Source organism: Thiomicrospira aerophila AL3 (assembly GCF_000227665.2).
In the GTDB taxonomy this organism is placed as follows: Bacteria; Pseudomonadota; Gammaproteobacteria; order Thiomicrospirales; family Thiomicrospiraceae; genus Thiomicrospira; species Thiomicrospira aerophila.
Map to the genome: position 1 here is coordinate 1,626,393 of NZ_CP007030.1, position 24,101 is coordinate 1,650,493.

Genomic DNA, 24,101 nt, shown 5'->3' on the forward strand with positions numbered 1-24,101 from the left:
GCGATATTGTGCGCATATATTCTAGAAAGATTGATCAAGCAGGCTTACCCAAACCAAAAATAAAGCCGTTAACATTATTTATAGCCAGTTTAATGGCTGTTTACGCGGGTACGGCTGCTGCCGATAGCACACTTGAAAAAATCACCGTTACACTTGGTGGCATTGAACAAGAACTCTATGACACCGCCAATACAGTGACCGTCATAGATCAAAAAGCACTTGATAAAACCCAAGCGACCGGGATAAAAGACCTATTCCGTTATCAACCAGGTATTGCGATTAAAGCACAACCCATGCGTGCTGGTGCGGCATTAGGCAACACAGGGCGTGGTGGGAATGAAGGCATTAACATTCGCGGTTTAGAAGGTAATCAAGTCACCCTATTATCGGATGGGGTGCCCATTCCTGCGACCTTTAGTTTCGGACCGATGCTGGTCGGACGCGGGGATTACCTAGAACCAGAGGGCTATAAACGCGTTGAAATCCTGCGCGGCCCCAGTTCAAGTTTATATGGCAGTGATGGTTTGGCTGGTGCCGTCAGCTTTCAAACCAAGGATCCTGAAGATCTGTTAACCCTTGGTAACAATCAACAAATCACCATTAGAACCGGCTATGATTCAGCGAACCGAGGGACCTTTATTACCCCCGCTGTTGCATTTAAAAACAATGATCTGGCCGGCCTACTGTTATTCACCCAAAGACGCTACAGCGAATTGGATAATCAAGGCAACCAAGGTGGAACGGGGGCAGCGCGGACACGTCCCAACCCGCAGAATAATCAATCAGATTATTTACTAGGCAAGTTACGTTGGCAGCTTAATGATCAACATCAGCTGCAACTCACCGGTGAATCACTCCATCGTCAACTCAAAACAAATGTTAAAAGTGGCTTAGGGCGCACCCAAATGGGGCTTATGTCCTGGGATACCACCGCACTTACCGCCAAAGATACCATCGAACGTCAAATGCTTAAGCTGGATTACAGCTTTGAAGATTTTTCACAACCTCTGATCCAATCAGCCAGAATCAGTGCCTACCATCAATCTTCTACTAATCGTCAATTTACCGAAGAAAAACGTACCGGGTCTTCGCCGACCTTTAGTGATAGAACACGTAACAATCGCTATGAAGAAGACATTAAAGGAGTAAGAGCACAATTTGAGTCAAACTTTGGTGAACAGGTTCATCACCGTATAAGTTATGGCGCTGACTATAGTTTAAACCGAATTACCCAAATGCGTGATGGTACACCCCGCGGCACCAGCTTTCCAACGAAAGACTTTCCTGATAGTGATTACGTCCAGCTTGGTTTATTTGTCCAAGATGAGATTACCCTAGGCCGGCTGAGCATCATACCAGGCCTACGCTACGATCAATTTAGCTTAACGCCAGCGCGAAGCAATGACCCAATTTACCCGGGGGTGACGCCAATCTCTCTAAACGATAGTGCGCTATCAAAAAAACTAGGATTGGTGTTCAAGCAATCGCCAATGCTAAATTACTACGTGCAATACTCGGAAGGCTTTCGCGCGCCCACACCAACCAATGTTAATAGTGGTTTTACCAACTTAACCGGTGCAAGTCCCTATAAAACCATCTCAAATCCTGACCTCAAGCCGGAAACTAGCCAACTCTATGAAATAGGCTTGCGAGGTCAGAATGAACAACTCAGCTATCAAATCAGCCTATTCCACACCGATTACAAAGACTTTATTGAATTAACCCAAGTCGGTGGCGCAGGGACGCCTGCTGATCCAACACTTAACCAAAGCATTAATCGTGATAGAGCTGAAGTACAAGGGATAGAGGCAGATGTCAGTTGGCGTATCAATAACATTTGGCGCATTATGGCCGGCTTTAATTACAATGAAGGACGCATGATAGCGGATGGTAAACGATCAGATCTTGCCACGGTTGAACCGAGCAAATTAGTGCTGGGCGCGCGTTATAAGCCCGGTGATTATGCGCTTGAATTGATTGCATCCCACGCAGCCGCACGCAACAACCCGGATGACGAGCTGCTTTCCACTCATGCTTACACCACCCTTGATCTGCTTGCAGAATGGGATATTAATAAACATTGGCAACTACAAGGCGGTGTATTCAACCTAACCAATGAAGCCTACCTTCATTGGTCAGACGTAAGAAACCAACCCAAAACCAGCAGCTCGAATGACGCCTTTACCCAACCAGGGAGAAGTCTAAAAGTCAGCCTAACAACACGTTTCTGAGTGCAGCTTACCCTGTAGGTTAGGCTTGATTTTGATTATTATCCATCAAGTCGATGTGTCTCTGGTTAAGTCATCATGAGTGCACCGACTCTTTTTTTGTTATTATCTATGATATGTTTTTTGTCTTTTAATATGGAGTTTAGTTATGAAAAAATCATTGTTTATAGCAGGTGTTTTAAGCTTAAGTATGTGGAGTCTAGGAGCGCAGGCGTCCGATCATAGTGCGCAACATTTTAAAGGCGTGCCTTCTGAAACCTACGAACAGGCGGTGGCGAATTTAGCTGAATATAACCCCAAGCTCGCCGCAATCGTTGCCAAGGAGTCCTTAACCCCAAAAGACATGGCGGACATTCATCAGTTGACCTATACGCTGGAAAATGCCATTGAACGGATTAAAGAACATTTGGAAATGACTGCCGAAACGCTTGAAGATGTGCATCAAGCCAGTGAAAAAGCGCAATACGATATTGCCCGCGATCAAGGCCGCATCTATTTAGACGCCTCTAATTTACTAATAAAATAAGCACATACTTATTTTTAACCGTAAAATATGGAGAACTATCAATAAAAAGCGTAATCTTTGAAGACAATTATTAACAAACAGATTCATTGGATCCTTGTTGCCGGTGTATTTGCGCCGTTACTACTAGCAATAGCGGTAAGTTTATTGTTACCAAGTATCCTTTGGCCCAATCCGGTCTTACATGCTCTAATTGAGGGCGCAGGTGTAATTTTATACCTGAGCCTTGGAGTGTATATCACCACACTGGTCAAAACAGATTCTTTACCTATCCGCTTTTATTGGCCCGTAGCGAGCTTTCTCGCCATGGGAGTTATTGCTATTTTTCATGGTAGCAGTGAACCAGGCAATACGTTTGTCGGTCTTCACAGTATTGGCGTGCTTGTCGGTGGTTTGCTGATGGCCATGATTGCATTACCATCGCGCCTGCAACACAAAACCTTGTTAACATACCTGCCATGGTTTGGTTTAGGCATAGGTTTTTCAATCAGCCTAGCCATGGTGATGATGGATCAACGCTTTCCAAGCATGCTGATTGAAGAAGGCGTGTTTAGTGAAACTGCGATCATCCTAAATACACTTGGCGCTGTTGGCTTTCTTATAGCAACCCTTCATCTCCTTTTCTACAAACATAGCAAGTTTTCCCATTGGGCGCTCGCACTATTAACGCTGCTTTTCTCTGTGTCTGCTGTTTTATTTGAATATTCAAGCCTATGGGATGCCACCTGGTGGCTGTGGCACTTTTTAAGATTTTTGGCATTGAGTTTGTTGTTAGCCTATTTTTTTTATTGGTTTTACAAACAAGCTGAAGAGGCCAAAGACCAAGCCGAAAAACTCGAAACCCTAGCATTCCGTGACAGCCTGACAAAACTGCCAAATCGCGCCTTGTTTTATCAACAGTTTGATTTGGAGCTTAAAAAAGCGGCACGCAACAAACAAACCCTGGCCTTGTTATTTATTGATTTAGATAGATTTAAGCAGGTCAATGACTCGCTCGGTCACGATGTTGGCGATCAACTTTTAGTTCAAGTCGCTCAACGTCTGAATGATTGTTTGCGCCAGGCCGATTTGCTAGCGCGCATGGGCGGTGACGAGTTCACCGTGATTTTGAATGGTGATCAGGATCAACAGCGCGCAGGCAAAGTGGCTGAGCATATTTTGCAAGCCATTACCCCGCCCTACCTGATTCACGAGCACAGGCTGGAAATTGGTGCCAGTATCGGCATCGCCTTTTATCCACAAGACCACACCGACCTGCATGATTTAATGAGACTGGCAGACAGCGCCATGTATCAAGCCAAAGCCGCTGGACGCAATACCTATCGCTTTTATCAAGCTGATTAATTTTTATAAAAAACTATTATATTTCAACAGATTATCATGAGAAAAATTAATAAAAACCCTTGATAACATACGTTTGTACTGATAAAAAATTCCATATTTTTTTGAAGACAACACCTCCAATTAACGAGATTTGACAGCCATGCAAACTTTGTTGATGCGCCATATTTAACCGCTTAAAGTCGAGATGGATGTGATTATTGAAAACGGTCATGGCCAGTTAGTAGGGATTAGTTAGCTTGCATCCCTCAGTGCATCGACTCTTTTTTGTTGTAAGCTATAAAATGTTTTCTTGTCATTTAATGTGGAGTCTTGTTATGAAAAGATCATTGTTAGCAGCGGGGGTTTTAAGCTTAGGTTTGTGGAACCTCGAAGCGCAGGCTTCCGATCACGGTCCGCAACATTTTAAAGGTGTGCCTTCTGAAACCTATGAACAGGCGGTGGCGAATTTAGCTGAATATAACCCCAAATTGGCCGCAATCGTCGCCAAGGAATCCTTAACTCCAAAAGACATGGCGGATATTCATCAGTTGACCTATACGCTGGAAAATGCCATAGAACGGATTAAAGAACATTTGGAAATGACCGCCGAAACGCTTGAAGATGTGCATCAAGCCAGTGAAAAAGCGCAATACGATATTGCCCGCGATCAAGGCCGCATCTATCTTGAGCAATCTAGGGTTTTTGTAAAATAAAAATCTACCAGGCCTGCTGCTGACCTGATAGGTTCTATTAAACAAAGGATTTACGGATTAAGACGTAATTAAGCCGTTTTTTGTTTGTCGACAAATTGCGCTCGAAGCTGTTGTGCGGCTTTGACCATATTCGCCAGTGCCGGTTCGGTTTCCGCCCAGCCGCGGGTTTTTAAACCGCAATCCGGGTTGACCCATAGCCGTTCAGCCGGAATCAATTGGGCGGCTTTTTCAGTCAAACGCACCATCTGCTCGACCGTCGGAATATTCGGCGAATGGATGTCATACACCCCCGGGCCGATTTCATTCGGATAGGCAAAATCGACAAACGCATCCAGCAGTTTCATATTGGATTTCGAGGTTTCAATCGTAATCACATCGGCATCCATCGCTGCCACCGCTTCGATAATGTCATTAAACTCCGAATAACACATGTGGGTATGAATCTGCGTATCATTCTGCACACCAGACGTGGTAACGCGGAAACTGTTGACCGCCCAGCGTAAATAGTCCGCCCAATCCGACTTTTTCAACGGCAAACCTTCGCGTAAGGCCGCTTCATCAATCTGAATCATATGAATACCGGCGACTTCCAAATCCAGCACCTCATCACGCAAAGCCAAAGCAATTTGGTTACAGGTGGTTTCACGCGGCTGATCATTGCGCACAAACGACCATTGCAACATGGTCACCGCGCCGGTCAACATGCCTTTCATAATCTGATCAGTTTGGCTTTGCGCATACTGCGACCAGCTCACCGTCATCGCTTGCGGACGCGACACATCGCCAAAAATAATCGGTGGTTTCACACAACGCGAACCGTAAGACTGCACCCAACCGAACTGAGTAAAGGCATAGCCATCCAACTGCTCACCAAAGTATTCCACCATGTCATTGCGTTCAGGTTCGCCATGCACCAAGACATCAATGCCAATGCGTTCTTGACGTTCACAGACATCACGAATCTCCGCTTGCATCGCCGCGATATACTGCGCTTCGGTCAGCGTGCCGTTTTTAAACTGACGACGTGCTTGACGGATTTCAGCCGTTTGTGGAAACGAGCCAATGGTGGTGGTCGGGAACAGCGGCAAATTAAACTTAGCTTTTTGCAGTCGCGCGCGCTCGCTGTAAGGCGCAGCACGATCAAGCGGTAAGTTAGCCAACTGCGCCAAACGCGCTTGCACCTGCGCATTATGAATCAGCTCAGATTGCTGTTTGTCTGCCATCAGCTTGGCGTTCGCTTGCAACGCAGCTTGATCAGCTTGACCGTTTAGCGCATCGGCAATCAGCTTTACCTCGGCGAGTTTTTGTTTGGCAAACGCCAGATAGCTTTTCAGTTCAGGATTGAGTTTATCCTCCACCTCCAGATTCAGCGGCACATGCAATAACGAACAGCTCGGCGCAATCCACAAATGATCAGCAAACTTATCTTTGGCGGCTTGCAGGCTGGCAAGCGCCGCATTCAAATCGGTTTTCCAAATATTACGACCATCAACCAAACCAAGCGACAACACCTTATCCGCCGGATACTGCGCAATCAGCGCATTTAACTGCTTTTCGCCGCGCAAGCCATCATAATGCAGGCCTGCTACCGGTAGATTGCACACTAAATCCAAGTGCGCGCCCAAGGTTTCAAAATAGCTCGCCAACAGAATTTTCACCGGCGTTTGGCTCAATTCAGCATAAGCGAAATCAAACGCCTGCTGCCATTCTGCGCTCAGTTCCAAGCCCAAAATCGGCTCATCAATTTGCACCCAGTGAATCCCCTGCTCGGCCAGTTTTTGCAGAATTTGTTGATAGATTTTTAGTAACGCTGGCAAACGACTCAGCTTAGGAATCGCATGGCCGACATTTTCCGCCAAATACAAATAAGTCACCGGCCCGACCAACACCGGTTTAAAGTCAATATTCTGCCCATCGCCCTTGAGTGCTAAAGCTTCCGCCACTTCCGCAAACAAGCGCGTATCGGTAATCGCAAATTCAGTGTCGTCATACAGCTCCGGCACAATGTAATGGTAATTGGTATCAAACCATTTTTTCATCGCCCCCGCATAACCCGCTTTAGATGGATTGGCTTGATGCCCGTGCCCGGCACAGCAGGCCTGGTCGTCGGACGGCGCACGCCCCCGCGCCATCCGAAACGCCACATCCAACTCATAATTTTCCTGACGGAAACGCTTGGGAATCACGCCCAGCAAAGTGCTCATATTTAATACTTGGTCGTAATAGGCAAAGTCATTCAGTGGAATCAGCTCAATGCCCGCGGCGATTTGCGTTTGAATGTTTTGATAGCGAATCTCCGCCGCCACCGCATCGAGTTCGGCTTGGGTTTTATCGCCCTTCCAATAGGCCTCCAGCGCAAATTTCAATTCACGAAAATCGCCAATGCGCGGATAACCGAGGTTATGCGTTTTAATCGTCATGTTTGTTTCCTTGTCTTATTTAAACCAACGAAAGTGTAATCGCCGATTATGGTAAGACGCCACCAACATGAAAACAAACGAATAAAATTCAAATTAACTTGAATTAAATTGATAGTGATAGAAAGGGGCTAGCTAATCGAGAATTTAGCGCGGCTTAAAATTCTACTTTTAACTTCGGTTATAAATGGGGGGATTACACTTCTAGTTCTTTTTCGTCCATGACTATTCCTCGTGTGCTCTAACGCCCTGCTCAGCGGGCAATTGAAGCGCAGCGTAAATTGTCCACTGCAGCAGTTTGTTATGCATTGAACAGTCCCCGCCTGAACACTCCAAGTTCTTCCGCCCACTGTTTTGAAACTTTATGAAGAATATGAGCAAGCTCTCTACAACACTCAGGAGTAAAAAAAGCATTATCCTCGCCCAAATCGGCATTTATGTATTCAAGAATATTGCCATGGCAAAGGTTGTGGCGAATACGCACCACCTCAGTATTGACCAGGTTAGGTTTCTTACTTTTTAGCTTTTCTAGAAAATCACTCTCTTCTGGAAAAGCCAAATATTCTACTGGCAATCCTGCATCTTGAGCAGATTTTAGAAGCCTGTTGCTCAACGTCTTAATAGGATCAAGCTCTTCCACTCGAGCTGGATTCTCTACTTGAGATATTGTAACTCTTAGGGAGGCTTCGATACCGTTAAGGAAACTTGTACATGCTGGTAGATAGAGTTCGCTTTTCAGCGCTTGAACTGCCTGCGTAAAGAACCAATGGACTTCAGCGCCAAGACCTCGCTCAGCGAAGAAGACTTTCTCTTGATACTCCCTTTGTCCGACCTCTATGAACTTTTGAATTTCTTCATTCATGCACTACCCTCAAGATGCATAACGCCCTAATTAATCGCCGCTTTAGCGGTCGATTGCATTAAATTGTTAGGCTCTTCATTGCCAATAGCAACAAGCCAATCGAACATGTTTTCATAGTTTGGATATGGAGAAAATATATCTGCTTTAAGAACCGAAATTATTGTGCGAGCCATCAAAACCATATCTTGTCTTGAAAAAGTCCAAAAATCATTGTCTCTATCATGCTGAACTGAGTGTATATGGACACGATTGCGGAGCTTTCTAAGATGGTTAAGTTTTGAATAGACTTCAGACTCAAAGCCTAATATTTTTGTTTTTTCTGCACGCTTACACATATCGATGAATTTCATCTCCACATCGACGGGGTTCTCTAGTTTTCGATAATGTGTCACTTCAAACTTATAATCTGAACCACTATCTGTGAATTTATTCGTTTCTCGTTTTTGAATCTCTTCCCACTCTAACTGCTTGTTTAGATTATTGCCTTTTAATAGCATCCATAGAATGGACTCAATCACACTGCTTCCAGTGATTACAAATGTTTTTATCAGCTGGCTTTCTATCACTGCATGAGTAGGTAGGCTTGTCATGATATAACTGATATATTCCATGTACTGCAACGAGTATGAAATGTTTCGAATATACGCTCGCCGGTACTTTACAAAAACTTTTCCCGGCAACGCTCGTTGCAGGTAGTCATGATAGTGCTGAACACGTTTTGGCATAAATTCTTCGTTTTTTTCTAATGCCATGATCTATCCTGTGTAGCCTAACGCCCGCCATCACCGGTGACAAAACCGGCGCGAAGCAGAGGTTTTGACGTCCGGTGCATGGCTTGGTTAGGCGCTGTATACATGTGGCACCTATAGTCGATTCTTTGCGACGAGTCGCCTGTAATGCTCTCCTAAAGCTGTAAGCCTACAGCCTTTACTTTCCATTGCCGCATTCCACATATGAGGAGCGTCATCGGGAACGAGGAGGTTTAGGCGATTGTATCTCTGCAAAATAGCAAACTTCCGATTGTTCTCTGGATCTGGCGGGGGCATACCATCGTCTCGACCCTTCATTTCTGGCTCAAATGTTGGATCAAGCTTGAAAATCGCTCCTGGAGACGGGAAGAACTCGGTTATCCTGCGCAAGTCCTCGATGGCGATGGCAGGCGTGGATTTTCTAAGCGACACAAACTGCCTGACATTTGTTTTGAATACGGGCCTTTGCTCCCAAGCCCCTAGCGATTGATCAATGTGCGCATACACGCTACCAGGAGTGATATCTCCTGTTAGGTTTGCCGCACTACCGTTTAATGCATCCACAAAAAGAGTGGTAAAAACTCCTCTGCCATTCTCTTCTGTAGCATATTGGTCCTTGGTGGATGCTGTGAGCACAGTTAAACCTTCAGAAAGAGTTGCGAGCTGCCCAGCCTCTGGGGGAGTACCTGCGATTCCAGAATGACAACTATCAAGAACGATCACTTTGTTTTTAGCTGGTGAAGCGTTGGCCAATGTTAGTATCTCGGAAAGTGATACTCCTTCGTCACCTCTGCTTGAGTCAGAAGCCAAAAGATATCCGCCGGCAGTTTCGATATGCCCATGCCCAGCGAAGTAGAACAATGCAATGTCCGCATCAGTTCTGAAAAGCTGCTCGATTTGATCTTTAAGATCTCCGCGCTTAACTTTGTTATCGGGTCCGGTTCCGGTCAGCAAGCGGCAATCAAAGTTTACAGCTCCGCCATCATGACGCTCCAAAACAGCTTTGACTGAGTGGGCATCATTGACGCATCCATGCAGCGATCCACCATGATCGTAATGATTGATGCCCACAACTAAGGCAATTCGCATCTTCTTCTCCTTCCATCACAGGCTATCGATGAAATCTTCGATAGCTTTCCACGTCCATACCACGGTTAGGACGCCTTGGACATTTGTCCTGTCATCTGTATAGGCCCAAATTCCAAGGACTTTCTTGCCTTCTTCCTTGGCACATGCGATTTCCCACTTTTGCCCGCTGGAGGTCAGAGAGTTCTTACTTATCAAAGCTATGACGCCATCCGACCTTTTTATTCTTGTTCGGACCCTATCTTTCCAATTCGTGTCATATGGTTCTTTGACTGACATGTCTATGTATTCAAACGGTGACTTGGTATTTAGAGACTGACCTTTAAGAAAGTCGCGTTGCCTCTCGTCCTCAATAGCAAAAGCTACAAATATGGTTTTTTTACTAGCCATTTTTCTTCTCCTAAGTGTGTAGAGCCACCGGCTCGCCTAACGCCAAAGCTCACCGGCGGCGATGGAGCGCAGCGGAATTGCCGTCCGAGTGCAGCGCCTTGTTAGCTGCTTTTTTCATGCGGCCCCAGAAAACGGTCACCATTGAAATGAATCATGTGGTCTGGATTGTCTGCTATCCAGACTTCAGTTTCCCAGGCAATATCAGCCGCATTTTTTCGGAATTCTGCTCGGTCTGGAAAGGCGGTGACGTAAACCAAACCAACTTTGCAATCTTTGAAAGCTTGTTCAAGCTCAATCCAGCGTTTAGGTGATACCGGCCCATGACTGGTAACTGCTTCGATTAAGAACAACCATTCCCGCTTTTCATCGTACACAACAACGTCCGGTAGTTTGTCGTGTGACATAGGTGGAACACCCAAGCCTTCCAAATAGTCAGATTCCAAATACATGAGTTTTCCGCCTTCCTTGCGACTACTGGCGGTGTCTCCAATATACAGAAGGCGCCCACCCTCTCCAATAAAACGCGAACAAAAGTCATGCACAATGTCTGCATGAAGCTGATTGTGTTTTCCGGGTGACAGCTTGATTACATCGCCATTAGGTAACGTGATTGGGATTTGGTGTTTTTGCAGACTGCGCTCATACAATGCTTGAAGCTCAGGAACGGCTTTTTTGAATACTTTAATTTTTTGCCTCCAATCACCGTTAGGGTAAGCCTTCAATATGTCGATGATTGGCTGATTCAAAGAGTAATTATTGTCTTTGCTATTGGTGGGGCGTGTTGGATCGTCGCGGTTGCGGTCAATGATTCGCGCCTGTTCAAACTGGTGAAGGGTTTGCCTTCTAATCGTTTCGCGGCTATTGGGTTTGTAGTCTTTGCCGTAATGGTTACGGATGAAGTCCATAATCACATACGTTGGCAGCAATGGAGCGGTAGCCACCGCCCACCTTTCATTAGGCTTTACATTCGCAAGTGCCAAAAACACCCATGCTGAGCGGTCGTTGTATTGTGCGGGTGGTAGCCCCAGTTGTTGAAGTATCTCTTTTGCCTGTTCAAGCTTGATTTGTTGTTCTTCTGTGAATTCCAAGGCTCTATTCCTTACACGGTTTCTTTGATCTTTAAAACTCTGTTTACAATAATATTGTTCTGGTCTGCATCAAAGACATTGAGCTTCAATACCTCTTCGCCAATATCTTTAACTTGGTCACGTGTTGGAAACCTCATAACCCTTATTTCAGTTGCGTTTACTTGGGTGTTGCCAGATATACATCTAAAGTAACGGTCAAAGAATGAACCATTGAAAATAGCGCACAAACCATAAGCTTCTTTTTTAGTCAGTTCGCCGGATCTCACACCGATGTAATTGACCTTGTTTCCAAACCCAATGAATTCAAGGTCATCAAAATACTTTGATAGATACACACCGGACACTAGGCGGCGCTTTTCATCTTTGGAGGAAAACCGCTTTAGAAGCACATAGTTTTTATTGTTTAATGTGTGCTTTTCGTGTTGTGCCTGTAGTTCAAAGCGAACATCTTTTTTATTCTCACCAGTCCACAGCGCGGCATAGGGCGTAACATTGTGCGGTCTATACAGTGGTATGGTGTTGTTTTGACTGTCTGCTGAAACTATGAAGTTCCGTGTTCTATGCTCAACTACTGGACCGGTTGAAATGAAGTAGCCTGAATCTGTGAATGTTGATTCTAGTTGTTCAGCCTGTTTTAAAAGGTTGGCTTCTGTGAGTGATTCAGGAATTCTTATCAATCTTTGATCGTTGGATGGGTCAACGATCAAATCAACTGGATAGTTTTGAATTGTTGCACTTGTCAGATTTGAATCACAGTCACTAGCTCGAACTTCAACAGCTTCATAATTCGCGGCTTTCACGAATTTGCAAATAATATTTTCTTGTAAAACCTTATCAGCATCATTTTTAAAAACGCGGTCACGATGTTTGAAAATATGGATTGATTCAATTGCAGTGACATTTAACAGGTAATCTCTGAAGCTTTTGAAGTAAAGACCATTGGTAAAGCTACGGGGTGTAATTGCTACCATTTGACCGCCTTCATTTAGGCTGGAAGCAACAATAGCCATGAATGAAGCGTATATATTCGGATCACCACTATACAAGTCACTAACGGCTTTTGCATAAGGTGAGGTTTTAACGTTGTATTTGAAGTAAGGCGGATTGATTACCGATACATCAAAGGATTCTTTCTTGTCCGGCCGATCAAGCACAAAATCACTATTTCTTATCTCGAAAGTGAATTTAACACTCTTGGACTGGTAAAAGTGTTCAATGTCCTTCATTGTCTGGTTTAGATGCGCGATAACTAAAGAATCGAGTTCATACAAAACCGCATGAACAGCTTTGCAACCTAGTCCTAAGAGTTGCACGGAAGTAGCAGCAGTCAAAACACCGGTTCCTGCACCAGCATCAAGAATACTTATTATCTTTCCTTTGGGCTTGTGTAGCATTGAAGCCATATAGTCGGCGACAACTGGACTAGTGAAAAATTGCCCTAATGTTTTTCGATCTTGCGCAGATTTGCTGCGTAAAAACGCACTCTGAAGACTAATCATGTCATCTTTGGGCTCAATTAATGACTGTTGATACAAATTTATTACCTCCAGACCAGATATATCCTCTATTTTACAGTGTTCATGCCAGACACTGAACAGCGCTTCCTTTTGCAGCTAACTATTATTAGACATCCTAAACCAAACACATTAAGCATGCCAATAAATTATAAAACTACTATTTTATATCGGTAATTTCGTAGATTGAATTAACATAACACCATGTTATTATTAATTTTGATTTCAATCCTTAGCGTTTTATGAGTCATAACTTATGGCGACTAAACCACGCTTTTTAGACATGGTGTGAACGCATCCAAACTAAGCATTATTCTATACGCACTGAGCAGTCTTAGGTTAAAAATGTGACACGGGCGAAAACACAGTTTTTGCCTGTATTTTAACAAGAACTGAAGCCAGTCAATTACTTGAAAATATTCCACTTTTTTATCAGCTTCACACCAGGCCTGGTTTCACTAAGCACTGCTGTTATTGGGTTAAAACCTATATCCCCGATATTAAAAAATCGATTACCGCCATGTCTTGCGTCATCAGGGTATAAGACTCGCCTTCAATCAATACGACCGGGTTCAGCTTGGATAACCGAAAAGCTTGCCGTATAATCAAACTAAACCAAACTTAGCTAAGGATAAAATTATGCACGCGGTCAATATGTTTGAAGCCAAATCTCAGCTTTCTAGACTGATTGAAGCGATTGAAAGCCATCAAGAAAAAGAGATTATTATTGCGCGCCACGGCCGTCCGGTTGCCAAGCTGGTGCCACTTGATACCACGCCTGATACCACGCTCAGAATTGGCGTTGCAAAACATCTAATCATTCCCGATGATATTGATGCTCATAACGACCAGGTCGCCAAGCTGTTTTTAGGACAAGACGCATGAATATTTTGCTCGACACCCATATCGCGCTTTGGGCGATTGCCGACAGCCCCCGCCTCAATGCTCAAGCTAAACAGGCCATTTTAAACCCCAAAAATACCCTTTGGGTTAGCACCGTCAGTTTGTGGGAAATTGCAATCAAACACAGCCTTGGCAAGGGCGACATGCCTGTCGATGCCAAACAAGCACTGAACTATTTTCAAGCCGCAGGCTATCAAATATTGCCCATCTATGCCGAACACACCCTTGCGATTGCCGAATTACCCTACCACCATCAAGATCCATTTGATCGACTGCTGATTGCACAGGCGATGACCGAGCCGATGCGACTCATGACTCATGACACGCAAATTGAAAAATACGGCAGTATGGTCTTAATGGTTTAGTTAGGGATTTAAAAGAAACCGCAAACCCAGACCATCACAACCAGGCCTGGTTATTTTTAATATAGGCTAACGAACAGGTAAATCAATTGGGTTTGCCCCTATCGAGGCTAATAAACTTCGTCATGAGAGCCAATATCAATTGGAATAATTTCATTGTCTTTAAGCAGAAAATCTATAACAACACGGTATTTCATATTAATGGAAACACTGTAGTATTCACCTAACTGGCCTTGAAGCTTGTGTAATCTCAATGAAGGATGAAACGGGTCAACTTCAAGTATTTCGATTGTTTTTATGTATCGCGGTAAGATGTCAGGGTGTTTTTTGATAAATTTTTTCAGCTTTCTAAAGTACTCGTCGGTTCGAATAATTTTATAAAGCATTCGTTAACTCTTCGATATGCTCTTTTGCCGTTTGGGATTGATAGCGTCCCTCTTTAATATCGCGCATGGCCAGTAAGTGCGCAAGATCTAACTCTTGTTGCCGAAAGGCCTGAAAACGCTCAATGTCCAACACCACATATTTGTTTTTTCCACGAACATTGATAATAAGCTCATCTGTCTTTTCGAGCATACTACCTAAAAAAGACACACCTTTGGTTTTTACATCATTTGCGGTAACAATCATTAGCATACTCCCAATCGTACTTTTAATCGCATTTTAGCATAAAGGGCGCTTCAGTTGCACTACTCGTAACAAACAAATATGAAACCACCGACACCCGAAACATAAACGACAACCTGATTTAATTAAAGTAAACTTGCTACAAAAAGCAATTTGCTATAAATTATGTTTTATACAAAAACTAAAAAGGCATAAAACATGATTCATAGCGTTGTTCGCCAGACTTCGCAGTTTATCCTGCAGCGTAGTCAGCCCAGTTATCAGCGGTTCTTGCTCAGCAAGATTGATTTCAATGACCGTTTGATTGGCATTAAAGGCGCCCGCGGCAGTGGTAAAACCACCCTGCTGTTGCAATATGCCAAACAATGCGGGTTGCCTTTGAGCAAAGTGCTGTATGTATCGTGCGATCACCCGGCGATGGTGGATGCCGACCTGTTTGAACTGGCGATGACGTTTTATCAAGAAGGTGGCAAGCTTTTGTTGCTCGATGAAAGTCACAAAGCCAAACAACTCGGTGCGTCACTCAAGGCCATTTACGACACCTTTGATTTAAAAGTCATTTTTTCCGGCTCTTCGGCGATTCAAATGACGCATCAATCGGCAGACTTATCCCGCCGTGCGGTGATTTTTCATTTACCCGCCTTGTCATTCCGTGAGTTTTTAGAAATTGAAACCGGCATTCAAATTAAGGCGTTCAGCCTTGCCGAATTGTTGAAAAACCATCAAGACATTGCGCTGGATTTGACCGCACAATTTAGACCGATTGAGCATTTTCGCGCTTACACGCAACACGGTGCCTATCCGTTCTATCAAGAATCCCTTAACAATTACCCATTAAAACTGCTCGAAGTCATTAACCACACCATTGACTCCGACCTCACCAGTATTTTCCATATCGACTCCAGCAAACTCGATAAATTGAAAAAGATGCTCTATTTGCTCTGCGCGACACCGCCACTGGAACTGAATAAAGCCAAAATAAGCGCCGCGCTTGAAGCCTCGTGGCCGACGATCGATAAATACATTCAACTCATGGCTTCGGCTGATTTAATTCATCACCTGCGCGGTGGCAGCGGCATGCGCGCAGTCAATAAACCGAATAAATTGCTGCTGGCTAATCCGAATCTGTTTTATGTGTTATGTGCTGAACCCAACAGCGGCAGTGTGCGCGAAAGCTTTTTTGTATCGCAACTGAGCCATCAGCATCAGGTGCATTATCACCACCAAGCCGACTTTATTATTGATGAACAGGCTATCTTTGAAATAGGCGGCGCAGGCAAAACCAAAAAACAGCTTCAATCGCTCGACAATAGCTACCTAGCGCTTGACGATATCGAAGTCGGTGATCACAACACCATCCCGCTATGGATGTTCGGATTGTTGTATTAAACGATGCTGACTGAGCGGCCTTTAGCTTGCGCTAACAGCTCGCTTTATTACAGGGAAGTTGAAGCGCTCCGCCCCCATTAGGTTTATTTTATGATACTTATTTTGCCATTTTTAGTATAATGGATTAAACCAATAGGATTTCAAAATGAAAGACATCATCGCCAATGCCAAGCGCTTATACCGGTTAAAACTGAATCAAACCCTACCTGAGTATAAGCGTTATCTTTTCAATCCATTACAAACTTCGCCCGCTAAACTGACCGCCATTTATGGCAGTCGTGGGATCGGCAAAACCACACTGCTAATGCAATTGTTGCAGGCTTCGCCCTTGCCTAAAGAATCGACACTCTATATTTCGTGTGACCACCCGATGTTTCAAGACGTTTCCTTGTTTGATTTTGTTGAGGCTTTTAGCCAGCTCGGCGGTGCGCTGATCTGTATAGACGAAGTCCACGAAGCGAAAGATTTTGAACAGGCGCTCAAATCGATTTACGATTTTTTAGATATTAAGGTGTACTTTACCGGATCATCGGCGATTCAATTGGTGAATCCGGATTTATCGCGCCGCTATTCCATGCACCACCTCGCCCCGCTAAGTTTTCGTGAAATGTTAGAAATCACCCAGCAGGTTGCTTTACCGGTTTACCCATTAGACGCGCTATTTGAGCAACATGAACAGATTGCGCATGAGGTAATTGACCGCTTAACAGACAAGAAAATTTTGAAACATTTTCAGCAGTTTTTAAGTGTCGGCGCTTATCCGTTTTATTTCGAAGATCCGAGTAAGTACGTTGATCGCATTAACGAAACGATTAACCTCGTGCTGCATCAAGACTTGGCGAAAATCTTTCAGATTCAACCGGATAAAATCGACAATCTGAAAAAGCTATTGCTGACCCTGTGCGTCACCAAACCGCTTGAGTTGAGCATGGACAAATTGGCCTCCACCGTCGGCATTACCAAAGCGACCCTTTATAAATACATCCGCTATCTTGATGATGCCGAGTTGATTCGGCACATCACCCACGAAGGCAAACGATTTGCAGCAATGCGTAAATCCGACAAGCTGTACCTTGCGCACCCCAACCTGTTTGAAGCCCTATGCCTGAATCAGAATGTTGGCACCTTGCGCGAAACGTTTTTTGTCAGTGCGTTACTCCCCAGCTATCGTTTGCATTATGTTGATCAGGGTGATTTTTTAGTCAACGAAACCTATCAGGTTGAAATCGGCGGCAAAAACAAAGGATTTGAACAACTTAATAGCATTGAAAACAGTTACGTCGTTTCTGATGACATTGAGGTGGGATTTGACCGCCGCATTCCCTTGTGGCTATTCGGTTTTTTGCGCTAACAAAGCTGATTAAAAGAAAACGAATTAAAATCACGTAAACTTGAAGATAATTAATAATTAAGCCTGAAAAACCCATGCTCGAAATCAAACACCTTAAAACTCTTGATGCGCTGGCGAAACATGGCAATCTGGTGAAAACTGCCGATGCCTTGTTTATGACGCAATCGGCGCTGTCGCACCAGATTAAACAGCTTGAAGACAGTGTTGAACTCAAATTGTTTGAGCGCAAAAGCCAACCCTTGCAATTCACGCCTGCGGGCAAACTGCTGTTGCAACTGGCGCAACAGGTTTTGCCGCAAATCCACCACACCGAAAACCAACTCAAACGCCTCGCCGCCGGTGAACAAGGTCGGTTGAAAATTGGCGTGGAATGCCATACCTGTTTTGAATGGTTATTGCCGCTGCTGCGCCCTTATCAAGCGCAATGGCCGAATGTTGATGTCGATATTGCCGGACGCTTGAGCAATCTCGCGCTGCCCAGCTTGCTGAAACATGAATTGGATTTGGTGATTACGTCCGACCCGCTTGAAAGCGAAGACTTGAAGTTTGAACCGTTATTTAGCTATGAGATTCAATTGGTATTGCCACCGAATCATCCGCTCAACACCGCGACCCATAACCAGGCCTGGTTGCAACCGCAAGACTTGCAACACGAAACCCTGATTTGCTATCCGGTGAATGAAGACAAACTCGATATTTTCCGCCAGTTTCTGACCCCGCATAACCTGCGGCCCAAAGCCACCGAACACACCGACATGACGCTGATGATGCTGCATCGTGTTGAAAGCGGACGCGGTGTGTGCGCCCTGCCAAAATGGTTGCTCGATACCCAAGACGACTTTAAACACCTGCCGCGCAAACGCCTCGGCCAACACGGCCTCTGGTCTACCCTCTACGCCGCCACCCACAGTGCAGACAATGCCCAACACGCCCCCTATATCCATGATTTTATCGACCGCATCAAACAAACCATGGGGAATTAAGCCGCGCACCAGGCCTGGTGGTTACAAATTTAGGTGTTATTTTCAAACCGCCAAAAATACGTTTATAATCAAACTTAAATCTACAAACTACTTGGAGGCTACCATGCAATCAGAAGTGTTATTTAAAGAAGCGCTTCAGCTTTCACCACTTGATAAAGCAAAACTCATGGAGTTACTTTTTGATAGCTTTAACGCGAAAACAGATCACATCGTGCATGAGCAACAATGGGCAACCCATGCTGAAGAAGTGTGCGACCTAATTGATCAAAATAAAATGCCGCTACACTCTGTAGAAAGCGTTTTAGAAGCGCTTAATCAGTGAACATTGTTATAGCCGACAGTGCTCGTCTAACACTGCTTGAAACGAAAGCTTATTACAATCAAGAACAACCTGGCCTTGGCTATGATTTTGTTCAAGAATTCATTAATGCGCTGGGACGAATTCAAACGCAACCAGAAGCGTGGACACCGCTATCAAAACGTACACGCCGGTGTTTAATGAAACGCTTCCCATATTCAATTATTTTCCGCATTCAAAAGACACACAACCAAATTCAGATCATCGACCTGATGCACCAAAAACGCCAACCAAAAACATACTAAAAACCGACTACTAGGCCTAGTGGTTTCATCAATCACAGAGATAAAAAGTTAAATAAGACTAAGACAGAAAATACTTGACCGAACGGCCTTTGCCTTGGGTTTGCAAAACGTCCAACTCAACCAATTCGGTTAAATCACGCGCGGCGGTGGCGTCGGATGTGACGACCAGATTTTTATATTTTCGCCGTGCAATGCCGTCATCAAAATCATCGGTTTCCAACAAACGCACCAATAATTTCCGTTGACGTTCGTTAAAGGCTTTCGAACGATATTGATCCCAAAACTGCGTGACATAACGCACTTTCTCCAATCGCTGCAAGCTGGTTTGCGCCGCCGCTCGCACACAATTTAAGAACCAAACCATCCATTCAGTTAAATCGCCATCACCTTTTTGCGTTTTTTCCAGCACTTGATAATAATCGGATTTTTGACGCGCCATTTCGCTGGAAATCGAATACAAGCGAATATCGGTATGATCGGCGCGCGCCAAACAGCGTTCGGCCAAAATACGTGACAAGCGTCCGTTGCCGTCGTCAAAAGGGTGAATGGTTACAAACCAAAACTTCGCAATCGCCGCCTTCAAATAATCGTACACCGGATAATCCACCATCGACTCATCTTGATTGAACCAGTCAATAAATTCATCCATATAAGTTTCAACGCAGGCGCGTTGCTCACAGGGTGCTTGAAAATGCACCACTTCCTTGCGCCCAAAATGCCCGGACACCACCGCCATCGATTCATCTCGATAATCGCCCAGTGTGATCTCTTTGAGCCTTGGCGTTTCAATAAACAATTGCGCTTGCCAATGTTTTAGTTGCGCATGATCAAGTGGCTGATCGGCATGACGAACGGCCTCCAAGAAAACTTGCGTAAAGGCTTCATAGCGTTTGTCTGTCGGTTTCGCATCAGGCAAACCTAAATGACGAGCAATACTCGAACGCACCGATTCGCGGTCAAGTACCTGCTGTTCAATAAGGGAGGTGGACAAGGTTTCATCCAACAACACCTGACTCTCAAACGCCAAACGTTTTTCTGGTGAAAGTTGATTGGCTAGGGTAATTAAAGGCGCAACCGCTCTGACCGCGCTCAATAAACACAGCATGACCTGCGCCTGATCAAAAGACCAGTTCGGCCAGTTTGCCTGCTGCCATACCCATTGTTGCGCCATATTTAGACCCGCGTGAGACGATTAGTTGACTTAATTGTATCAGTTTATGAGTCGATTAGAACGGGAAATCATCTCAAACGGCTATTGATGGTTGCTGTGACTTTAAAGCTTGGCTCTTCTAGGCTAAGAAAAGCTATAGATGTATAATCACCTTTAGAGTTAGCCTCCCAAAAAGAGTATGCGATGCAACCAGAGTATGCGCAACGTGAGCTACATGACTTCTTTTTATTTTTGAAGCAAAAGTACGCCAATAACCAAGACGCAATAGAAACTCGCGCCTTCTCAAACCACAGTGCAGAATGTGTAGAAGATTGGCTTGATGCTGAGGAAAATAAGGTATGGACGTAAAACAAGGCGATGTTGTTTTGTGTGAATTTTATTTTAGTAACGCACAAAAAGCCAAAAATCGTCCGATTTTAGTTTTAAAAGACACTTTTTAACAAATTGTCACCCATGAATAAGAAAACGCTCATTAAACAGCTTATTGCTTATTTTCATTCCGCCCCAATTCGTTCACTGGTGACGCAGGATATTGCGTTGCCGTAAGGCATCGAAAAAATTGTGGTGGTCATGGGAATACTCCGTGCAGGCAAAGCATCTTTACTGTTAAATGCAATTCAAGCCCTTCGCTAGTAACTGTCGGTAAAAAAATGGATTTATCTAGCTTTGCAGATGAATGAATTTGGCGATTATTTGCTAATCCGATTTTTGTCGCGTTAATTCACGGCGCACACTCAGCCACAACAACACGGCGATGCTAAATAACGCCGATGGCCTCAAGTATGCCGATGAGCGCCACGACCACAATTAACAACAACGGATGTACCGGTTTTTTCATCATGGGATTGGTAACTGACGATCATTATATCCAAACCCTCCCTCTAAAAACCGTCTCAATCGCACTTTAGCCACAGCTTAGCCTTACGTCAATAAACCTGTGCTTTACACGCTCAACTAGAATCCTATTTTTTCAATAGCTTATGTTATAATTCGCGCACTTGTTTACTCGTTAACAACCTTGCCAAGGGGTGGCTTCGGCCTGAGATTGCGTATGCAAAACCCTTTGAACCTGATCTGGATCATACCAGCGTAGGGACAGGCGCCAAACTGCAAAATTTGCACTGCACTCCTGTCCTTTTTACAACCCATTAATAATTAAATTGGCTTGAAAAAGGAAACACCATGTCTTACCCATCATCACGCTTTAGAATTAAACCGCTGCACCTGGCGCTACTTGGCAGTCTACCAGGCCTGCTGCTTACCCCTATAGCTAACGCAGCAGACACGCCATCTACCCTCGCGCCGATTACGGTTAATGCCGACCTTCGCCAAGTCGATCAGCAACAGCTAACCGCCAGTGCGACCATTGTTGATGACATGGAACTCCAAGACCGCGGTGCCACCCATTTTGGCGATCTACTCTTACAAACACCAAACGTCAATTTTTCGGGGCAGTCATCGCGTCCGCGCCATCTACAAATTCGCGGCATGGGTGAGCGAGATGAATATACGGGCGCACCCAATCCCAGTGTTGGCTTTGCCATTGATAGCATTGATTTAAGCGGTATTGGCATGGCGGGCAGTTTGTTTGATGTGAAACAGGTTGAAATTTTGCGTGGCCCACAAAGCACCCGCTACGGGGCGAGCGCCATAGCAGGCCTGGTGAACATCCAGTCCAACGAACCGACGGCGGAAGGTGAAACCTTATTAGAAACCACCTTCGGCAGCGATCAGCTAAGAGAAATCGGTTTGGCCAATAGTGGTGCTTTAAGCGCGATTGACCGAGGTGAGTTGACCCCGCTTTATCGCTTTAGTCTGTTTAAACATGACAGCGATGGCTTTCGGACCAATAAAACCCTGAATCGAACCGACACCAATGGCCGTGATGAAACCCAAGCGCGTGGTGCTTTGCGCTGGTGGGCAAATAGCGATACCCAATTTGATTTAAACTTGCTCTATGCCAATTTAAACAATGGCTATGATGCCTTCTCACGCGACAATAGTTTCACCACGCGCTCTGACGAACCAGGTCGCGACACGCAAAAAACCCTGGCCGGTGCGTTTAAAGTGACTTGGACAGGCAACCCGAATTATCAGTTGACCAGCATTACTAGCTATGCCGATAGTAATGCTAATTATGATTATGACGTTGACTGGCAAGCGTTTGATATTGAAAAAACCAACGGCACTTATCAGAGCAACCAGCAACGGCAAAATTTTAATCAAGATTTTCGCTGGCAATCGACGGAGGCCAGTCAATTATTCAACAACTCCACTGCGTGGTTAGTTGGACTCAATCTGGCTTATTTAGAAGAGGATAATAAACGTCAAGAACGCTCCAAAACCTGCTACGGTTTTCAATGCCCAACCGAGGGGCCTGACATTTTCAATGCCGATACCACAAGTCAATTTACCAACCAAAAACTAGGGCTTTATGGACAACTAGACCAATCGATCACGGCAAATAAAACCCTAACCTATGCGCTGCGAGTTGAACAAAATCGTAAAAATTTCCGCCAGACTAAACGTGAATTTGGTGCTGCATTTGAATACGATAATAATGGCGATCCCGTTTCTTATGAGCCTTATGACTTTGACGTCAATGACAGATTCTCCCCTACTGAAACTCTTTGGGGTGGTTCGATCACCTATACCCATCGCTACAGTGAGCGTCATACCGCATTTGCCGGCGTAACACGTGGCTTTAAAGCGGGCGGCTTCAATACTGGCCTGGATGACAATGAAAACACGCAATTTGATGCCGAAACCCTTTATAACTATGAGATCGGCTTGCGCTCAAACTACGGTAGCCTTCAAACGGCCACGACCTTGTTTTATATGGATCGCCAAAACCCCCAGTTTGATGGCTATACTTTTAACGCATTCGATCGAAACGAATATATTTTCTTTACCGAAAACTTTGATTCAGCACAACACTACGGCTTAGAAACCCAGCTCGATTGGCAAGCCCACCCCAAGCTAGATTTATTTGCGCACCTAGGCCTGCTAAAAACCGAAATTAAAGGCACGCCAATTAATACTGATTTAATCGTTGCTGGCCGCGAAGCGGCGCACGCCCCCAACTATCAATATCTCGTGGGCGGACAATATCGTCATGGTAATGGTTGGTTTGCGCGCCTAGAAGTGCAAGGCATGGATGCGTTTTATTTTGATAACGTCCATAACGAACGTTCAGGCGCCTATACCCTAGTAAATAGCCGCGTTGGTTATGAAACAGGTGACTTCGAAGTCTATGTTTGGGCCAAAAACCTGACCGATGAACGCTATGCTACCCGTGGTTATTTTTTTGACCACTTTGATGGCGACGGTGAGCGCCAATATGTTCGCCTCGGTGACCCGAGACAACTGGGCATCACCACGCGACTGCGTTTTTAATGACAACGTGTGTCAAAGTTTAAAAAGATATTGCAGGTTTAACCCTATGCCCTGACTCCTTCGGCTTTTTTCTCCCAAAAAAGAGGCGTCACTGCGGCATAGGGCCACCCCTGCTAGCTAAACATTCACCCAAATCCAAGCCGACCAAAAGGATCATTATGCAAGTTTCACTCGATATCAGCCTTTACCCCCTTAACGCTGACTATGCTCAAGCTATCCTGAGCTTTATCAGCCAAATCGAATCCGAACCCGGCATTGAAGTTGTGCGCAACACTCTCAGTACCCAAGTCTTTGGTGACTTCCACCAGATTATGCAACTGATGACTAAGGAAATTGCCCAGGTATTTAGTGAACAACCTGAATCGGTATTTGTATTAAAATTAGTTGGACAAAATCGTGCACCGGTATAAATCTTGTTTAAAC

At 44.8% G+C, this 24,101-nt stretch carries 23 protein-coding genes and 1 riboswitch; of the genes, 14 read left to right on the forward strand and 9 right to left on the reverse strand.

Going from position 1 to position 24,101, the window contains the following annotated elements; all coding sequences use genetic code 11:
* Window positions 1–8 precede the first annotated feature (8 nt).
* The 4 genes from THIAE_RS08000 to THIAE_RS08015 all read left to right on the forward strand — a co-directional run bounded on the left by THIAE_RS08000 (window position 9) and on the right by THIAE_RS08015 (window position 4,787).
* Window positions 9–2,231 carry a TonB-dependent hemoglobin/transferrin/lactoferrin family receptor gene (locus tag THIAE_RS08000; protein WP_006460719.1) on the forward strand — a complete coding sequence of 741 codons (2,223 nt, stop codon included), beginning with the start codon at window positions 9–11 and terminating at the stop codon, window positions 2,229–2,231.
* Window positions 2,232–2,376: 145 nt separating this feature from the next.
* The gene (locus THIAE_RS08005; RefSeq protein WP_006460720.1) at window positions 2,377–2,754 is read left to right on the forward strand and encodes a DUF6746 family protein; all 378 of its coding nucleotides are present in this window, start codon (window positions 2,377–2,379) and stop codon (window positions 2,752–2,754) included.
* A gap of 57 nt (window positions 2,755–2,811) precedes the next feature.
* Complete coding sequence (locus THIAE_RS08010; RefSeq protein WP_006460721.1) at window positions 2,812–4,095, forward strand: GGDEF domain-containing protein; 1,284 nt, start codon at window positions 2,812–2,814, stop codon at window positions 4,093–4,095.
* Between the two features lie 314 nt (window positions 4,096–4,409).
* The gene (locus THIAE_RS08015) at window positions 4,410–4,787 is read left to right on the forward strand and encodes a DUF6746 family protein (RefSeq protein ID WP_006460722.1); all 378 of its coding nucleotides are present in this window, start codon (window positions 4,410–4,412) and stop codon (window positions 4,785–4,787) included.
* A gap of 68 nt (window positions 4,788–4,855) precedes the next feature.
* Here the strand turns inward: THIAE_RS08015 and metE are convergent, their stop codons facing one another.
* The 7 genes from metE to THIAE_RS08050 form a co-directional block, all read right to left on the reverse strand.
* Window positions 4,856–7,207 (reverse strand): 5-methyltetrahydropteroyltriglutamate--homocysteine S-methyltransferase, encoded by a 2,352-nt coding sequence (metE, locus tag THIAE_RS08020; protein ID WP_006460723.1) that lies wholly within the window; start codon window positions 7,205–7,207, stop codon window positions 4,856–4,858.
* 298 nt (window positions 7,208–7,505) lie between these two features.
* Entirely contained in the window at window positions 7,506–8,066 is a 561-nt protein-coding gene (locus THIAE_RS08025; protein ID WP_006460724.1) for a hypothetical protein, read from the reverse strand.
* A 26-nt stretch (window positions 8,067–8,092) separates the two neighbouring features.
* Window positions 8,093–8,818, reverse strand: a complete 726-nt coding sequence (locus THIAE_RS08030; RefSeq protein ID WP_006460725.1) for a hypothetical protein — start codon at window positions 8,816–8,818, stop codon at window positions 8,093–8,095.
* 111 nt (window positions 8,819–8,929) lie between these two features.
* Entirely contained in the window at window positions 8,930–9,904 is a 975-nt protein-coding gene (locus THIAE_RS08035) for a caspase family protein (protein WP_006460726.1), read from the reverse strand.
* A gap of 15 nt (window positions 9,905–9,919) precedes the next feature.
* Window positions 9,920–10,291: a TIR domain-containing protein gene (locus THIAE_RS08040; protein WP_006460727.1), complete on the reverse strand. Its 372-nt coding sequence runs from the start codon at window positions 10,289–10,291 to the stop codon at window positions 9,920–9,922.
* A 101-nt stretch (window positions 10,292–10,392) separates the two neighbouring features.
* Window positions 10,393–11,379, reverse strand: coding sequence for a BsuBI/PstI family type II restriction endonuclease (locus THIAE_RS08045; RefSeq protein WP_006460728.1), 987 nt, complete (start codon window positions 11,377–11,379; stop codon window positions 10,393–10,395).
* A gap of 11 nt (window positions 11,380–11,390) precedes the next feature.
* The gene (locus tag THIAE_RS08050) at window positions 11,391–12,914 is read right to left on the reverse strand and encodes an Eco57I restriction-modification methylase domain-containing protein (RefSeq protein ID WP_006460729.1); all 1,524 of its coding nucleotides are present in this window, start codon (window positions 12,912–12,914) and stop codon (window positions 11,391–11,393) included.
* A gap of 618 nt (window positions 12,915–13,532) precedes the next feature.
* On the opposite strand from THIAE_RS08050, the gene THIAE_RS08055 reads away from it, so the two are divergent.
* Both THIAE_RS08055 and THIAE_RS08060 read left to right on the forward strand, forming a co-directional pair.
* On the forward strand, window positions 13,533–13,778 hold the full coding sequence (locus THIAE_RS08055; RefSeq protein WP_006460730.1) for a type II toxin-antitoxin system Phd/YefM family antitoxin: 246 nt from the start codon (window positions 13,533–13,535) through the stop codon (window positions 13,776–13,778).
* Window positions 13,775–14,161: a type II toxin-antitoxin system VapC family toxin gene (locus tag THIAE_RS08060; RefSeq protein ID WP_006460731.1), complete on the forward strand. Its 387-nt coding sequence runs from the start codon at window positions 13,775–13,777 to the stop codon at window positions 14,159–14,161. The genes THIAE_RS08055 and THIAE_RS08060 overlap by 4 nt, the downstream gene beginning before the upstream one ends.
* Before the next feature lie 372 nt (window positions 14,162–14,533).
* Here the strand turns inward: THIAE_RS08060 and THIAE_RS08070 are convergent, their stop codons facing one another.
* Window positions 14,534–14,788 carry a hypothetical protein gene (locus tag THIAE_RS08070; protein WP_006460733.1) on the reverse strand — a complete coding sequence of 85 codons (255 nt, stop codon included), beginning with the start codon at window positions 14,786–14,788 and terminating at the stop codon, window positions 14,534–14,536.
* Window positions 14,789–14,983: 195 nt separating this feature from the next.
* Here THIAE_RS08070 and THIAE_RS08075 point away from each other — a divergent pair, with 195 nt between their 5' ends.
* From THIAE_RS08075 to THIAE_RS08095, 5 genes are all read left to right on the forward strand, one after another.
* The gene (locus THIAE_RS08075) at window positions 14,984–16,174 is read left to right on the forward strand and encodes an ATP-binding protein (RefSeq protein WP_006460734.1); all 1,191 of its coding nucleotides are present in this window, start codon (window positions 14,984–14,986) and stop codon (window positions 16,172–16,174) included.
* A 145-nt stretch (window positions 16,175–16,319) separates the two neighbouring features.
* Window positions 16,320–17,525, forward strand: coding sequence for an ATP-binding protein (locus THIAE_RS08080; RefSeq protein ID WP_006460735.1), 1,206 nt, complete (start codon window positions 16,320–16,322; stop codon window positions 17,523–17,525).
* Window positions 17,526–17,599: 74 nt separating this feature from the next.
* A complete protein-coding gene (locus THIAE_RS08085; protein ID WP_006460736.1) occupies window positions 17,600–18,508 on the forward strand; it encodes a LysR family transcriptional regulator in 909 nt (302 codons plus the stop codon).
* Between the two features lie 103 nt (window positions 18,509–18,611).
* Window positions 18,612–18,830: an addiction module protein gene (locus THIAE_RS08090; protein WP_006460737.1), complete on the forward strand. Its 219-nt coding sequence runs from the start codon at window positions 18,612–18,614 to the stop codon at window positions 18,828–18,830.
* The gene (locus THIAE_RS08095) at window positions 18,827–19,111 is read left to right on the forward strand and encodes a type II toxin-antitoxin system RelE/ParE family toxin (RefSeq protein WP_006460738.1); all 285 of its coding nucleotides are present in this window, start codon (window positions 18,827–18,829) and stop codon (window positions 19,109–19,111) included. Before THIAE_RS08090 ends, THIAE_RS08095 begins: the two co-directional genes overlap by 4 nt.
* A gap of 58 nt (window positions 19,112–19,169) precedes the next feature.
* Here the strand turns inward: THIAE_RS08095 and THIAE_RS08100 are convergent, their stop codons facing one another.
* Entirely contained in the window at window positions 19,170–20,282 is a 1,113-nt protein-coding gene (locus tag THIAE_RS08100; RefSeq protein ID WP_006460739.1) for a Fic family protein, read from the reverse strand.
* Window positions 20,283–20,465: 183 nt separating this feature from the next.
* On the opposite strand from THIAE_RS08100, the gene THIAE_RS10825 reads away from it, so the two are divergent.
* The 3 genes from THIAE_RS10825 (at window position 20,466) to THIAE_RS08110 (ending at window position 24,088) form a co-directional block, all read left to right on the forward strand.
* The gene (locus THIAE_RS10825; RefSeq protein WP_006460740.1) at window positions 20,466–20,630 is read left to right on the forward strand and encodes a hypothetical protein; all 165 of its coding nucleotides are present in this window, start codon (window positions 20,466–20,468) and stop codon (window positions 20,628–20,630) included.
* Between the two features lie 666 nt (window positions 20,631–21,296).
* A riboswitch (TPP riboswitch) is annotated at window positions 21,297–21,396 on the forward strand.
* A gap of 68 nt (window positions 21,397–21,464) precedes the next feature.
* Complete coding sequence (locus tag THIAE_RS08105) at window positions 21,465–23,678, forward strand: TonB-dependent receptor (protein WP_006460742.1); 2,214 nt, start codon at window positions 21,465–21,467, stop codon at window positions 23,676–23,678.
* Between the two features lie 158 nt (window positions 23,679–23,836).
* Window positions 23,837–24,088, forward strand: a complete 252-nt coding sequence (locus tag THIAE_RS08110) for a YkoF family thiamine/hydroxymethylpyrimidine-binding protein (protein ID WP_006460743.1) — start codon at window positions 23,837–23,839, stop codon at window positions 24,086–24,088.
* Window positions 24,089–24,101 lie beyond the last annotated feature (13 nt).

Coding starts and splice junctions, on each gene's coding strand:
- THIAE_RS08005 (WP_006460720.1), top strand. CDS start 2,377: ATGAAAAAATCATTGTTTATAGCAGGTGTTTTAAGCTTAAGTATGTGG.
- THIAE_RS08015 (WP_006460722.1), top strand. CDS start 4,410: ATGAAAAGATCATTGTTAGCAGCGGGGGTTTTAAGCTTAGGTTTGTGG.
- metE (WP_006460723.1), bottom strand. CDS start 7,207: ATGACGATTAAAACGCATAACCTCGGTTATCCGCGCATTGGCGATTTT.
- THIAE_RS08025 (WP_006460724.1), bottom strand. CDS start 8,066: ATGAATGAAGAAATTCAAAAGTTCATAGAGGTCGGACAAAGGGAGTAT.
- THIAE_RS08030 (WP_006460725.1), bottom strand. CDS start 8,818: ATGGCATTAGAAAAAAACGAAGAATTTATGCCAAAACGTGTTCAGCAC.
- THIAE_RS08035 (WP_006460726.1), bottom strand. CDS start 9,904: ATGCGAATTGCCTTAGTTGTGGGCATCAATCATTACGATCATGGTGGA.
- THIAE_RS08040 (WP_006460727.1), bottom strand. CDS start 10,291: ATGGCTAGTAAAAAAACCATATTTGTAGCTTTTGCTATTGAGGACGAG.
- THIAE_RS08055 (WP_006460730.1), top strand. CDS start 13,533: ATGCACGCGGTCAATATGTTTGAAGCCAAATCTCAGCTTTCTAGACTG.
- THIAE_RS08060 (WP_006460731.1), top strand. CDS start 13,775: ATGAATATTTTGCTCGACACCCATATCGCGCTTTGGGCGATTGCCGAC.
- THIAE_RS08070 (WP_006460733.1), bottom strand. CDS start 14,788: ATGATTGTTACCGCAAATGATGTAAAAACCAAAGGTGTGTCTTTTTTA.
- THIAE_RS08075 (WP_006460734.1), top strand. CDS start 14,984: ATGATTCATAGCGTTGTTCGCCAGACTTCGCAGTTTATCCTGCAGCGT.
- THIAE_RS08080 (WP_006460735.1), top strand. CDS start 16,320: ATGAAAGACATCATCGCCAATGCCAAGCGCTTATACCGGTTAAAACTG.
- THIAE_RS08085 (WP_006460736.1), top strand. CDS start 17,600: ATGCTCGAAATCAAACACCTTAAAACTCTTGATGCGCTGGCGAAACAT.
- THIAE_RS08090 (WP_006460737.1), top strand. CDS start 18,612: ATGCAATCAGAAGTGTTATTTAAAGAAGCGCTTCAGCTTTCACCACTT.
- THIAE_RS08100 (WP_006460739.1), bottom strand. CDS start 20,282: ATGGCGCAACAATGGGTATGGCAGCAGGCAAACTGGCCGAACTGGTCT.
- THIAE_RS10825 (WP_006460740.1), top strand. CDS start 20,466: ATGCAACCAGAGTATGCGCAACGTGAGCTACATGACTTCTTTTTATTT.
- THIAE_RS08105 (WP_006460742.1), top strand. CDS start 21,465: ATGTCTTACCCATCATCACGCTTTAGAATTAAACCGCTGCACCTGGCG.
- THIAE_RS08110 (WP_006460743.1), top strand. CDS start 23,837: ATGCAAGTTTCACTCGATATCAGCCTTTACCCCCTTAACGCTGACTAT.